This window comes from Nonomuraea sp. CA-143628, from assembly GCF_050942315.1.
Lineage (GTDB): Bacteria > Actinomycetota > Actinomycetes > Streptosporangiales > Streptosporangiaceae > Nonomuraea.
The window spans coordinates 11933123-11946129 of sequence record NZ_CP192072.1; the positions used below are offsets into that span (position 1 = coordinate 11933123).

A 13007-nucleotide genomic window follows, 5' to 3' on the forward strand; every position below is an offset into this window, starting at 1 on the left:
CTATATGTCCTTCGTGCCGCCGTGGGCGGCATCCACGCGCTTGTAGATGCCCGCGCCCGCGTTGATCAGTTCGATGGCGATCCGCGTCTTCTCGGCGATCTCGCGGTAAGCCTCGGTGAACTCTTTGTGGCCGTTCTGGACCGTGGCGACGAAGGTCTGCCCGCCTTCCCATCGCTTGATCTGGTCGACGGCCACCTTCATGCTGAGGAGGTTGGCCTTCATGTCCAGGTCGTTGACGGACCCGGGTTTGTCCCCGACGAACTTGGTGAACTCACCCTCGAGCTCCTTGGCGAGCTTCTCGAGCTTGCTGGCGCTGTACGTGACGCCCTCGCGCTCGGGATCGAGCCCGGCCCAATCCGACTCCAGACGCCAGCCCTGGGCCGGCGGCGGACTCAACTTATCGGGATCTGACACAGCACCCTCCCCGCGCACCACTGGCCACTGACTTTACTCGTATATCACGATCTCATGGCCTATTTAGGACATAACCCCCCGCTGCTTCCATACTCCTATGCTGTCCTCAGGCCGGACCGAAACGGAGTGGCATGCAGACCCGCAAGGATCTCTACCAGGCACATCGGCTCATGACCCAGCGCCTGGGTATGGCCCTGTTGCAGGGCGAGCCTGACCTGCCCGAGTCGCCGATGCGGCGGCACAACGTGGCGACGTTCGCCGGGATCATGATCGGCGTTCTCATCATCGCGGGTTTCGGCATCTGGGGCATGCTCAAGCCGGGCGGGGCGACCAACCTGAGGGACGCCGGTCAGCTCATCGTCGAGGAGGAGACCGGCGCCGCCTACGTCTACAGCCAGCAGACCGGCCGGCTGCTGCCCGTGGCCAACTACGTCTCCGCCCGGCTCCTGCTGGACAGCGACGCCATCAAGGTCAAGACGGTGTCCGCGGAGTCGCTGGCCGGGTTCGCGCGCGGCGGGCAGGTGGGCATCGCGGGTGCTCCTGATTCACTGCCCAAGCCCGAGCGGCTCGTCAAGTCGCCCTGGTCCGCCTGCGTGGTGGAGGCGACCGACCCCTCCGGGGGGCGCAAGTCGTACGTGACGCTGGTGGGCGGGACCGACGTCGGCGGCACGCCCGCCGGGAACGACGCGCTGGTCGTCAACGATGGGCGGCAGAACTGGGCGCTGTGGGGCAACCAGCGCATGGCACTGAAGAACGCCAACCGGCTCACCGACCAGACGCCCCGGCGGGTGCCGCTCTCCTGGATCAACGCAATCGCCGAGGGGTCGGACTTCGCCGCGCCGGCGATCCCCCAGCGCGGCCGCAACATCCCCGGCCCCGGTGGCACGACGTTCAAGGTCGGGCAGGTCTTCAAGGTCGCGGCGGTCGCGGGGGCGCCCGCGCGCTGGTACGTCATGCTCGCGGACGGCCTCGCGCCGATCACCCAGACGCAGGCCACGCTGCTGATCCAGGATCCGGCCAGCCAGACGGCGTACGGCAAGCAGCACGTACGGGAGATCCCGATCGACGCGGCGAACGCCAACGCGGCGAAGGCCTCGGCCCAGCGGATCACCGGCGGCGGCATGCCGGCGACGATGCCGCGCTTCCAAGTGCCCGCCGGCTCGGCACCGCTGTGCATGGTCTACGCCAACACCGTGAAGGGATCCGTGAAGGGCACGCTCACGGTCGGGAGCCGGATCGGCATCCCGACGCCGGGATCGAGCGGCAACCCGGAGCGGTTCGACCAGGTGCTGCTGCCCCCGGGCACGGCGGCCCTGGCGGGGCTGCTGCCCGGCGAGAACCAGCTCTCCAACGTGCAGCAGTTCTACCTGGTCACCGACCAGGGGAAGAAGTACCGGCTGGCCACGCCCGACGTGCTGACCAAGCTGGGCTACGACGCCTCGAACGTGGCCCCGCTGCCCGCCCACCTCCTGCGCCTGATCCCCGAGGGGCCGACGCTCGACCCGGCGGCTGCCAGGACGCCGGTCTCGGACACCCCGGCCATCCGCCCGACGGGCTCCTAAACAGCAGGTTTCCTGGACGCAAATACTTGTAAACATTAGTATCAAAGGGGTAGATGGGGCTTTGTGATACGTGGGGGGCACATGGGGGACAAGACCGAGGGATATGAGGTCATACCGCCAGACCTGAAGAAGGCCATGGAGACCTGCGCCCACCAGGCCCCGATCGTCCGCAACGCCATGATCGCCTTCGCTCCCGCGAAGCTGCACAAGAGCGACTTCGGCCTCGCGCCCGGCGCCGACGAGCTGGGTGCCGCGTACGTCGACGGCACCGCGGAGAACGACCACCGAGACCAGCGGTACGAGTCCGTCTACGGCTACCTCGGCGACCTGGCCGACGCCCTGGAGTTCATCACCACGGCCCTTGAGGTATCGGCGTACAACTACAAGGCCGCCCACCAGGCCAGCGACGTCGGAGGGCCCAGATGAGCCAACACGGCAGCATCAACCCGCTCGAATGGGACTGGACGGCCTGGCACTTCGAGATCAACTGGGGCTCGCTGCTCAACCCCGCCCCACTGCTCGACACGATCAAGTCCATGTGGCGCGCGCTCCCCACGCTCATCGGCGGCGACGAGACCGAAGGACGGCTCAAGGCCGCCGCCGCGGCGCACGACAACCTCGCCACCACCCTGAACAAGGTCTTCGAGGTCCTCGACGCGCGCGCCCATGGCCAGCACGACGGCTACGTTGACAAGATCGTGAAGGAGTGGAAGGGCAAGGCCGCCGACGACTTCAGGAAGGTCTGGGGCCTCGTACTGAGGCACGACAACCGCGTCGCGCTCATGAAGAGCTGCACGGAGATCGCCAACATCCTGAGGATGGTCGCCGAGTCGGCCGCCCACACCAGGAAGGCCATCATCGAGCTGCTCGAGACGGCGATCATCTGGTACGTCGCCTTCTATGCCCTTCGGTGGGCGGCTGGCATGTGGGGCGGCTGGCTGGCCGCAGGAGCCGCCTACATGCGGACGACGAAGATCGTGCTGCTGGCGGCCCAGGTCCTCACCAGGTTCGCGTCCGTCCTCAGGATCTGTGCCGGCGCCCTCAAGGTCCTGCCCGTGGTCGGCCGGCTGAAGTGGGTGGCCAAGCTCGGCAGCGCGACGCGCACCGCCACGGCCATGACGAAGACGGAGCTGGCGGTCGCGAAGTTCAAGAAGTACTCGGCCTACGCCGAGAAGTTCGGCGCGGCGAACTTCAAGGCGTACGCCAAGACCTCCGGCAGCGTGTACGGCGGAGTCATCGGCACGCAGATGGTGGCCCAGGGCATCAGCGGCCACAGCATCTTCAACCTCGCCCCCCTGACCTTCACCCAGGCGGCCCGCATCACCACGGGCGCCATGCTAGTGGCCACCTTCACCCCCATGTCCGGCTTCTTCGGCAAGGGGGTCCTTCAGGGCGGCACCGCGGCGAGCTGGGCGGCGACCCTGACAAAAACGGGCGCCGCCGTCGGCGAGTCCGGCATGGCCTTCGGCAGCTTTGTCGGGCTGCGCAACTGGGCATACGAGCAGGTCAAGCTCAAGCTGCCTGGAGCCAGGATCGCCGGGAAGCCGGGCAACATTCACAAGCAGTTCTGGGGTGGCATCCCGACGTCTCTCTTCCGGGTGTGGCGACCCCTGCAGACCAACCACGACTTCGGCGACCTGCCCAAGTCGGACGTGCCCGTCGCCAACGGCCAGGCGACCCCGCCCGCACGGGTCGGCACGGCGAAGGTCGGCTATTGGCCGGTCGACAACGGCTCGCTGTCCGACATCGCCAAGAAGGTGTACGGGGACCCGAACCGGTGGCCGGAGATCTACGACGCCAACCGGGACATCATCGGTGACGACCCGCGCAAGCTGAAGCCCGGCCAGGTGCTGCGGATCCCGCTGGACGAGTGAAGCTTCCTCCTGGGTGAGGGTCAGGCCTCGGCCGTCCTTTCGGGGGTCTCCCTTTCGGGAGTCGTGCTGCCGCCGGGCAGCTTCCCGGCCAGGGAGTCGTCCATCTTCACGGAGAGGCCGCCCATCTTCTCGTCGTACGTCATGCCGGCGTCGGAGAACGGCGGCATGCCACCTGACTTCATGGCGGTCATCTCGGTGGGGATGGAAGCCTCCAGCCCGGGGAAGAGCTTTCCGGTCGTCTCGGTCTGCTGGATCGCCAGGTAGAGGACTAGGGAGAGACCTCCGACGACCTTGCCATGCTTCCAGAGCAGCGACCTGACCGTTTGCAGGGTGATGCGGCCCCTCACAGCCGACACTCCCTCGGCGAGGATCGCGGTCCATGGGGTGGCTTTCGAGAGCAGCTTATACATCCCCAGGGCGTACATACCGCCGCCTACCAGCACGGCCACGCGGGCGCCTTCGTGGTAGGCCTTGGCCGTCGCGTTGACAGCCCGCCCCGTGTCGTTGCGGGTGTCCTTGAGAGACTTGACCCCGTTCTTGAAGGACTTGTGGATGCCCTCGAAGGTGTCGAAGGCGGCACCCTCCCATTTGCCTGAGGACTTCAGCTGCTTCTTGAGGCGATCCAGGCCCTCATCCAGCTCGTCCAGCTCGGTCATCAGGCCGTCGTGGTCGATGCTCTGCCAGGCTTTGGCGCTGTTCGACATCGCCCCGGGGTCCGAGACCATCACGCCGATGGCGGCGGCGACGTAGAAGGCCCAGGGCTGCAGGATCGCGACGGCCCCGGCGGCTGCCATGCTCGCCGCCATCTTGTAGAGCGACACGTCGGACTCGTAACTCACCTGGAATCCCGTCCGATCACTTCAGGCGCGATCTCATCGTCGCCGCCCCAGACGCCCTCGTCCTCGCCGAGCAGCGCGTTCTGGCGCTCGTTCTCCTTGTCGCCACCGGTCCCGGCGCCGCCCATCGGCATCATCGGCATCATTGGCATCCCGGACATGCCGCTCGTACCGTTCAAGCCTCGCAGGCCGGCCGGTACGGCACCCGCACCCGCGCCTCCCCCGATGCCAGTGCCGAAACCGGTACCAGTGCCGCCGCCGGTGCCGACGCCCGTGCCGGGGCCGGTCCTGGTCGTGGCACCGTTCAGGTCCGGAGACAGGCTGCTGAGGTCCGGGTTCTTGACCTGCGGGGTGTTCAGCGAGTTGGGGTCGAACTGGGACAGCTGCGTCCCGTCGGGAAGCTTGCTATCGATGTCGGGCATCTTCTGATCGGGCAGTTTCGGCTGACCGTTGAGCGCCGAGTCGATACTCGGCACCTTCATGTCGGCCTGGTTCCCCACGGAAGCCGACGGCAGGTCCGTCTTGGGCAAGTCCGTCGAAGGGAGGTTGCTCGACGGCAGATCGGTCTTCGGAAGGTCCGTCGAGGGAAGGTCCGGCTTGGGCAGATCGGTGTCGGACCCCGGCGGCTTGCCTATGCCGGACAGATCAGGCACTCCGGCGCCGTTGTTCGGCAGGCCGGGGTTGCCGAGGTTTCCGAGATTGCCGAGGCCGTTGGGCCCGCCGCCGAGGCTGTTCGGGTCGAAGCCGATGTTCTTGACCCCGTCGCCGTTGGCATCCTCGGCCGCCTGGTAGTTCTTGGAGGCCTGCTTGAGTGCGGTCTTCCAGCTCTCCAGCGCCTTGCGCCCCTTGGCCAGCGCGTCCGCCTGCCGTTCGATCGCCTTGTCGTGGACGCTGCTGACGCCCATGCCGATCACGCCGAAGTGCGGCCACTGGACGCGCAGATTCTCCGTCTTGCCCTCTAGCTGGGAGATGACCCCAGCGTGTGCGTCTATCGACTGGCTGTTGGTGTCGAGCGCGCTGGTCTTGAACGAGACGCCGGACGACATCGACGGCAGCTGGCCGCCGTTCTGCAACTGCGCCAGCTGAGCCGCCTGGCTGGAATTCGAGTCGCCCATCCCACTCCCTGTAGCGCGGTCAGCAGATGACCGGGTTGGTCACGTCGTGCGCTGAGTTCCAGTCGTCCTTGTCCGCGGGGAGCCAGGTCATCCGCTCGCAGTCCCCCGGATCCGTGCCCGCGCCGGCGTTGGACATCGGCATGAACGGCATGCCGGACATGCCGTTCGCCGAGCCGCGCATCGCCGCCGTGAGCCCCTGGCCCGGGGCGCCCATGGCGCCGTTCGGCGAGCCGAGCACCGAGGGGACGCTGGGCGTGGCGGTGGGCGACAGGACGCCTACCGGGTTGGGGGCGATGGTGCTCACCGGGTTGCCGGTCGGGGTGATGCTGGTCGGGGTGATGACCGGCGTGGTCGGCGAGTAGGACGACACTTCCGTGCCGTTCGGGTCCAGGCCGCCCTTGGGGTTGTCGCTGCTGGTCTTGTCGTCCTGGCCGAGCACCGGCGGGACCGTCTGGTCCTGCTTGCCGGAGTCGCCGGTCTGCGAGGGGTCCTGGCTGCCGGTGCCGTCGCCCGGCGTGGTGCCGCTCTGGTCGCCGGTGCCGTTGCCGTTCTGGTCGTTGCCGTTCTGACCGTTGCCATTCTGACCGTTGCCGGTGTCCGAGCCAGGCTTGCCGCCCGAGTCGGAGCCGTTCTGGTCGGCGGAGCCCGAGCCGCCCGTGCTACCGCCGCGCGAGCCGTCGGAGCCCGTACCACCGCTGGTGGAGCCCGTGCCTCCGGAAGAACCGCCGTAGCCGTCCGACGATCCGTTCCCGTTCCCGCTCCCGCCGGCGTTGATGCCCTTGCCGGTCGGGTATCCGGGGTCGCGGTACGAGCCCGTACCGCCCGGAATCGAGACGGCGGGCAGCTCGTACGACACGTCGTGCGGGACCTGCACGTTGTAGAGATCAACGATCTTCTTGTTGAGCTCCTGCATCGCCTTCTGGGCTTCGCGGTCCGCAGCGGCCTTCGCGGCCTTCGCGTTGGCGGCCTCGTCCACCATGATCTCGGAGCTGGGGACGTCGTTCTCCGACTTGGTGTTGGTCGAGATGCCCTCGACCTTCGAGATCGTCTCGGGGAGATAGCCCGCGTACTGGCGCAGGGCGGAGCCCATCATCTCCAGCTTGGTGGACAGCTCGCCGCCGGAGGCGTGCAGCATCTGCAGCGCGTGGCGCGCCTTGCTGGCGTCGGGGCCCTTCCACACAGTGAGGATCTTGCCCGCGTGCTCTTCCAGCGCGTTGACGGCCGACTCGATCGCGCTCGACGCCTTGTCGTAGGCGAACCCGGCGTCCTCGATCTGGGTGGGCTCGGTGCTTTTCAGCATCGCCAGGATCTCGTCCCTGGACGCGTTTACCGTCCCGCCCTCTGGCATCTTGTCGAACGACAGGATGACGACGACATGCCTGCCGCCCTTGCCCTCGGCCATCAGCCCTTGCCCTCGTTGGCCTTGTCACCGGCGCTGTGGTTGGCGGCGCTCGCCTCGACGGCGGCGATCACGTCCTTGTAGGCGTCGACGAATTCCTTATAAACCTGTGCGAACTTCTTGCCACCGCTGTTGGCGCCGACGGTCTGGCTGAAGGCACTGGCGTCGTGCCACGTACCGATCTGCGCCTCGGACAGCTGGCAGTGGTCCAGGATGCCGTTCACGGAGCCGTTGGTGTAGCCCTCCGCCGAGCCGGGTCCCGTCATACCGCCGAGGTACGACTTGAGCTCTTCGGCGATCGCCCGCATCTGGGTGGGGGAATGCTCCCGCCCCGCTCCCGAGTCGAACAGATCAGGATCGATGTACAGAGGGTCCTGGCCCTCCATTGCGTCCTTCTGGGTCATCCCCATCCCCCATAGAAAAAGGAACCCGGCCGGCGCGTCATGGCACCGGCCGAGGGAGGCACGATCGCCGCGACGGACTGCTAGTCGGTCCAGATGTTGATGTTGCGCCGCTCAGCGGTCTCGTAGTTACCCTTGGCGATGCTGACGGCCTTGGCGGCTTCGAACAGCTGCTTGCCCATCTCCACCTCAAGGGCGTCCCACTGGGCCTTCTTGCCGTCGAAGAACGTCTTCGCCTCACCCTCCCAGTCGGTGCCGAGGGTGGTCCTGACGTCGTTGTAGAGGTCGTCCGTCGCCTTGTCCAGCTCGGTGACGATCGACTTCAGCTGCTCGTACGCCGCTTCCATGTTGGGGAAGTGGGCGTAGGTGTAGTCCTCTGGGGTGAACGTGTCGGCCATGAGTGTCTCCGTCCTACCTACGTACTGGGGGCTTAGCGCGACGCGTTGATCAGCGAGTCGATACGACCGCCGACGCCGGCGGAGTTGAGCCCGCTGGAGATGTCCATGTTCTGCTGCGCGGCGTTGGAGTACACGCCCGCGTTGATGTTCAGCTTGTCGTAGATGTCCTCGAGAATCTTGATCACCTGGCGGAAGTCGACGTCCCAGGCGTCAAGGGCCTTGCCGAACTGTCCGGCGGCCCCACCCTTCCAGCCCGCGGCCATCAGGTCGCCCTTGATGGTCTGCACCCGCTGGCGCATGCCCTCGATGTACTGGGCGGTGACCTCACACTGGCCGGCGGCTTTGGTGAGCTTCGACGGGGCGGTACCCATAAGTGTTGCCATTGGACCTCCAGGTCAACAAGGTCTGGTTCTGTACGGCGGCGCCGTAGGTCCGGTCAACCCGGGTACCCCCGCAAACAACATCAAATGGCATGCTAGCCCCCATCTGCCCCAGAAATAACAGATACTTAACATAACGGCTAGATCACCGTTAGGCGTCTTTTAGGTAAACGCGCAGGTAGACGGCTCGGCGATTTCTGACTTCGGCTACTGGCCTGCGGTCGCGGCTCGTCGTAAAGCTCACAACCTGTACGGCCCAGCAGCCTCACGGCTACGCTTTTGTCGCTTCTGTGTTGATTGCGGGGAGGGCGACAGGGTGGCCGAATTCGGGAGCATGGGGCGGCCGAGCATCGACAGCCTGCTCAACTGGAGCTCTCCCCCGCCACAGGACGGGCCGGGTGAGGTTCAGATCGGCGGCGCGCCCCCGGGCTCGGTCGACGGCAATACGACCGTCCTTGTCGCAGGCGGCGGCGACTCTCCACGGCCCGATCAGGCGGGTCCCGTCGACGATCCGTCGATCCCGCCCGACCAGGTAGGACCCGCCAACGACCAGATCCCCCCGGATCAGGTGGGGCCCGCCAACGACCAGATCCCGCCTGACCAGGTAGGACCGGCCAACGACCAGATCCCGCCGGATCAGGTGGGGCCCGCCGACGGTCAGGGCGATCCGACGGTGGCCGAGGTCCAGTCCGACCAGCTGAGCTTCGGGCCCGAGACGGTGGACGACGTGACCGACGGCGAGCCCGGCTCGGTCGATCCGCAGGCCGCCGAAGGTGACCCGGCGTGGGAGCCCTCGGACGCCGACGAGAGTGGCGGCCCGGACAACCCCGACGGCTCGGACGACGCGACCGAGGACCCGGACGCCCCGCAGAACCAGGACGACACCGGGAATTCGGACAATCCGAACGACCAGGACGGCACGGACACAGGCGACCAGGGCGACACCTCGGACCCGCAGCAGACCGACCCCGGCACCTCCGACGGCCAGCAGGACCCCTCCGGCTCCGAGACCGACCCCCAAGGCCAGACGGACCCGAACGGCCAGCAAGACCCCGCGGACCCGCAGACCGACCCGAGCCAGACCGATCCCAGCGGCCAGACCGACCCGAACCAGCCCGGTGGCCAGGACGACACGACCGTCCCCGAGACTCCCTCGACGGACCCGCCGACCGACGGCGGCACCGAAGACCCCGGCTCCAGCCTCCCGGAAACGCCGGAAACCCCCACCCCCGAAACGCCGGCTACGGACACCCCGACTCCGGAAACGCCCAGCGCTGAGACCCCCGGCGCGGACACTCCCGGCTCAGGAGGCGCTGACACGCCGTCCGTCCCCTCCCCCGACTCCTCCGGAGGCGGCGGTGGCGGAGGCGGCCAGGGCGACGGCAAGTCAGATGGCAAGGGTGGCAAGGACGGCAAGGACACCGGCGACACCACACCGGACGAAAAGCTCATCGGAAGCGGGCTCGGCGGTGGCTGGCGCAAGGCCCACCCTGAGGTCATGGAGAAGCTCGGCAAGAAGATCGGCCCCAGCGAAGGCGGCGACGGCGACACCCCAGGCGACCACATGGGAGCCGCGGAGAACACCGCCCGGAACATCGACATCGGCTTCCCGGGGTTCGGCCTGGTGGGCGCGATGTCGTTCGGCTCCGCATACAGCTCGGCCCGCTCGTCGGCCGCCGACTACCTCAAGAGTGCCAAGAACCAGCTGGGCGTCTGGGACAAGCAGCTCCGAAATGGAGCCGACGTTGTCCGTGAGGCCAACGACAAGAGCACCGTGAAGAATTGACCTCGGGGACGACATGGACTTTTACGACCAAGGCACGACCCTCTACACCACAGCGATAGCCGAATGCGTCATCGCCGCGGGCCTGCCATCCAACCCCGCGATCCAAACGATCAGCAGGTTCGCCGGGGCGCTCATCGGCACGATCCTCTCCAGCCCCAGTGACATCCGTGGCGCGGCCAGACACACCCGCGACATGACCACGACGGTCAACGACGCGGCCGCGTCCATCGACACCGCCCTCGACACCATCGACTCCGACGACTGGGAGAAGATGGCGCGTCCGGACGTCGACTCCGCGGTGAAGAAGTTCACCAAGGAGGCGAAGAACAGCACGCAGGCCTACGAGGGGCTCGCGCAGGCACTCGACCAACTCGCCGGGCATTCCTTCCAAGGGGCCGTGACCAGTGCCTCGGTGGCTTCGATCCTGGTCGCCCTCTCCGGCCTCAGCGCCGCGGGCAAGCTCTTCCCACCCACGGCGGTGGCGACGGACCTCAGCGCCACCGCTTCGAGCGTCGCGGCGCTCGCCGTGCTGAAGTCGATCGTGGGCAAGAGCAAAGGCGTCTACATGGCGGCCGCGGGCATCGCCTCGGCGGCGGGCATGTACATGGGCCAGAGCGCCGCGGAGAACATGAGCAAGGCCGTCACGCCCACGGACCCCAAGAACGCGCCGGCGTTCGAGCAGGTCTACATCCCCAACCTGCCGACGTTCGACAAGGACGGCCAGCCCCTGGGCATGAAGGGGGCCTAGAGGTCCAGGCGGCGGCGGATGCGGTCGAGCTCGCCCATGACGTCCTCGAACGTCCGGTTGTAGGCGGACTCGGCCTCCTTGATCTTGTGCAGGGCGGCGTCGGGGTCCTCGACGTACTTCATCGGGTTGTCCTCGTCGCCGAACGCCTGGCCCATGGCCTCGGTGACCTGGTGCTGCAAGTCCGCGGTCGCGGCTTGGAGCTGCTCCTTGATGAGCTCGGCGAGCTCGCCCGAGCTCAGTCGCATCGCCTTGGGATGCAGCTGGAGCTCGCGCAGCCCCTCGCTGCCGTACTCGATCGTGACCAGGCCGTCGTCGTCCTGGGCCCGCCCGACGAGGTCGGTCATGTTCTTCTGGAGCTCTTCGATGCGCGCGAACTGTTCGTCCGCGCCCTTGAGAAGCTTCTCGATGTCGATGTTCGCGAAGTCCCCAAACTCCTGCATCTTCACTCCACTCTCACAACACTGTTAAATCGCGCAGCAACCTATCACCCGGACAAACCGCGCACCCAGGAATAGACCTCGAGAACGCCCAGCGCAAGCGGGAAGAGCTCGACGATCAGGATGACGTCCACGATGTCCGCCGCGCGGCCCCAGAACGGCGACGGCTTGCCCGTCGGCAGCCAGAGGCCGATGCCGACGGCGGTCAGTGCCAGCCACAGCATGCCGATCGCCACGGCCACGGCGCCGATGACGCCGGACTTCGGGCCGAGGGTCAGCGCGAGCAGGCCGAACGCGGTCAGACCGACTGTCATCAGCCAGAGCCGCTGGCGTACCCCGCGAAAGACCCGGGCCCGCATCATCAGCGTCAATCCGAGCGTCCCGGTCATGAGGGAGGCGATCCAGCCGCCGTACGTGGCCAGCAGCACCTCGGAGACCAGCGCCACCAGACCGATCGCGATGATCATGCCGGTGGCGTAGCGCTGGGCGATGACGGTCCGCTCCTGGATGGCCGCGCTGTTCAGGCGCTGGTTGTCGGCCCGCAACTCCTCCGCGGTGGTGGGCATGGCCGGGAGCGGCACCTTGGCCAGACGGAACGACAGCGTGGGGACCAGCGGGCTCAACGCCAGCAGGATCGACACCGTCACCGCGGCCACTCCGGCGGGTGCCGGTCCCCACACCATGACCACGGCCGCGCCTATCGCCCCGAACGTCGTGGCGATGGCCGTACCGAGGAAGCCCGGCACGCCGTCGGAGATCAGCGCGCCCGCGATGGTGGCCACCAGCGCGGTGCAGGCGAGCGCGGCCAGCAGGTGGGGAGCGCCGACACCGGCCAGGGTGCCGCCGCTGGCCGGCGCGAACAGGCCCGCGATGAAGCCGTACGGCAGCGCCCCATGCCCGATCAGGGCACCCGCGAGAGAGTCGCCCACCGCTCTCGACAGGGCCGCGCCGGTGGCCACGACCACGAGCGCCATCAGCCCGGCCACCACCGTGACGACCAGCGCGGGCGCTCCGGACAGCGCCAGGGCGATCGCGCCGAGGACCAGCACCCCGAGCGCGCCGCTCGCGCCCATCAGCCGGGTGTGCTTGGTCTCCCAGACGCCCGTGGAATTCTTGACTCCGGTCGCGACCACGTCGGCCACGTCGTCGTACAGCGCGGGCGGCAGGATCGCCTCGCGCGGCCTCAGATAGAGCACCTCGCCGTCGAGTATGCCCAGGGCGCCGAGGCTCTGGCCCAGGTCGAGCGGGGAGCCGCCGAGCCGCTGCAGCGTCCAGCCGGGCGCGGCGGCGGACTCGCCGCCCAGCTCGTCCAGGGCGCGCAGCAGGCCGGGCAGTACGTGCGGCAGCGGGATGTCGGCGGGCAGCGCCAGATCGGCCTTGCGCCGTGGTCCCACGATCGTCACGTGGCAGAGCGCGGGCAGCGGCACGTGCACCTGGGCGAGCGAGCTCACCTGCATGGGCCCCTGCGGATGCGGGGGTCCCTGAAGGTGCGGCGGGCCTGGCAGGCGCGGGGGACCCTGCGGATACGGCCCCTGAACGGCCGGTCCGTGGACCATCGATCCCATGGCTGGACTCCGTCCCACGAGCATCATGGACAAGAGAGAACATATCGGGTCGCTTCTGGTAAGAAGGTCAGCAACCGATACGGAGGACCATC

At 67.7% G+C, this 13007-nt stretch carries 14 protein-coding genes; 5 read left to right on the forward strand and 9 right to left on the reverse strand.

Annotated elements, in window-relative coordinates; genetic code table 11:
- On the reverse strand, positions 1–414 hold the full coding sequence (locus ACQP2T_RS53830; RefSeq protein WP_433512522.1) for a hypothetical protein: 414 nt from the start codon (positions 412–414) through the stop codon (positions 1–3).
- Positions 415–545: 131 nt separating this feature from the next.
- Between ACQP2T_RS53830 and eccB the strand changes: the two genes are divergently transcribed.
- The 3 genes from eccB (at position 546) to ACQP2T_RS53845 (ending at position 3850) form a co-directional block, all read left to right on the forward strand.
- Positions 546–1976 carry a type VII secretion protein EccB gene (gene eccB, locus ACQP2T_RS53835; protein WP_433512523.1) on the forward strand — a complete coding sequence of 477 codons (1431 nt, stop codon included), beginning with the start codon at positions 546–548 and terminating at the stop codon, positions 1974–1976.
- Positions 1977–2057: 81 nt separating this feature from the next.
- The gene (locus ACQP2T_RS53840; RefSeq protein WP_433512524.1) at positions 2058–2402 is read left to right on the forward strand and encodes a hypothetical protein; all 345 of its coding nucleotides are present in this window, start codon (positions 2058–2060) and stop codon (positions 2400–2402) included.
- A complete protein-coding gene (locus ACQP2T_RS53845; RefSeq protein WP_433512525.1) occupies positions 2399–3850 on the forward strand; it encodes a hypothetical protein in 1452 nt (483 codons plus the stop codon). Before ACQP2T_RS53840 ends, ACQP2T_RS53845 begins: the two co-directional genes overlap by 4 nt.
- Positions 3851–3870: 20 nt before the next feature.
- Here the strand turns inward: ACQP2T_RS53845 and ACQP2T_RS53850 are convergent, their stop codons facing one another.
- The 6 genes from ACQP2T_RS53850 to ACQP2T_RS53875 all read right to left on the reverse strand — a co-directional run bounded on the left by ACQP2T_RS53850 (position 3871) and on the right by ACQP2T_RS53875 (position 8382).
- Positions 3871–4689 (reverse strand): WXG100 family type VII secretion target, encoded by an 819-nt coding sequence (locus ACQP2T_RS53850; RefSeq protein WP_433512526.1) that lies wholly within the window; start codon positions 4687–4689, stop codon positions 3871–3873.
- Positions 4686–5801 carry a hypothetical protein gene (locus ACQP2T_RS53855; protein WP_433512527.1) on the reverse strand — a complete coding sequence of 372 codons (1116 nt, stop codon included), beginning with the start codon at positions 5799–5801 and terminating at the stop codon, positions 4686–4688. The genes ACQP2T_RS53850 and ACQP2T_RS53855 overlap by 4 nt, the downstream gene beginning before the upstream one ends.
- Positions 5802–5820: 19 nt before the next feature.
- On the reverse strand, positions 5821–7203 hold the full coding sequence (locus ACQP2T_RS53860; protein WP_433512528.1) for a WXG100 family type VII secretion target: 1383 nt from the start codon (positions 7201–7203) through the stop codon (positions 5821–5823).
- Positions 7203–7604 (reverse strand): hypothetical protein, encoded by a 402-nt coding sequence (locus ACQP2T_RS53865; protein WP_433512529.1) that lies wholly within the window; start codon positions 7602–7604, stop codon positions 7203–7205. The genes ACQP2T_RS53860 and ACQP2T_RS53865 overlap by 1 nt, the downstream gene beginning before the upstream one ends.
- An 80-nt stretch (positions 7605–7684) precedes the next feature.
- Entirely contained in the window at positions 7685–7999 is a 315-nt protein-coding gene (locus ACQP2T_RS53870; protein ID WP_357948739.1) for a WXG100 family type VII secretion target, read from the reverse strand.
- 32 nt (positions 8000–8031) lie between these two features.
- Positions 8032–8382, reverse strand: a complete 351-nt coding sequence (locus ACQP2T_RS53875) for a WXG100 family type VII secretion target (RefSeq protein WP_357948736.1) — start codon at positions 8380–8382, stop codon at positions 8032–8034.
- Between the two features lie 313 nt (positions 8383–8695).
- Between ACQP2T_RS53875 and ACQP2T_RS53880 the strand changes: the two genes are divergently transcribed.
- Both ACQP2T_RS53880 and ACQP2T_RS53885 read left to right on the forward strand, forming a co-directional pair.
- Positions 8696–10165 (forward strand): hypothetical protein, encoded by a 1470-nt coding sequence (locus tag ACQP2T_RS53880; RefSeq protein WP_433512530.1) that lies wholly within the window; start codon positions 8696–8698, stop codon positions 10163–10165.
- Positions 10166–10178: 13 nt separating this feature from the next.
- Complete coding sequence (locus ACQP2T_RS53885; protein ID WP_433512531.1) at positions 10179–10913, forward strand: WXG100 family type VII secretion target; 735 nt, start codon at positions 10179–10181, stop codon at positions 10911–10913.
- On the opposite strand, the gene ACQP2T_RS53890 is transcribed toward ACQP2T_RS53885, so the two are convergent.
- Both ACQP2T_RS53890 and eccD read right to left on the reverse strand, forming a co-directional pair.
- The gene (locus ACQP2T_RS53890; protein WP_433512532.1) at positions 10910–11353 is read right to left on the reverse strand and encodes a YbaB/EbfC family nucleoid-associated protein; all 444 of its coding nucleotides are present in this window, start codon (positions 11351–11353) and stop codon (positions 10910–10912) included. The two genes, ACQP2T_RS53885 and ACQP2T_RS53890, sit on opposite strands and share 4 nt — an antisense overlap.
- A gap of 44 nt (positions 11354–11397) precedes the next feature.
- Positions 11398–12915, reverse strand: a complete 1518-nt coding sequence (gene eccD, locus ACQP2T_RS53895) for a type VII secretion integral membrane protein EccD (RefSeq protein WP_433512533.1) — start codon at positions 12913–12915, stop codon at positions 11398–11400.
- Positions 12916–13007: the final 92 nt, after the last annotated feature.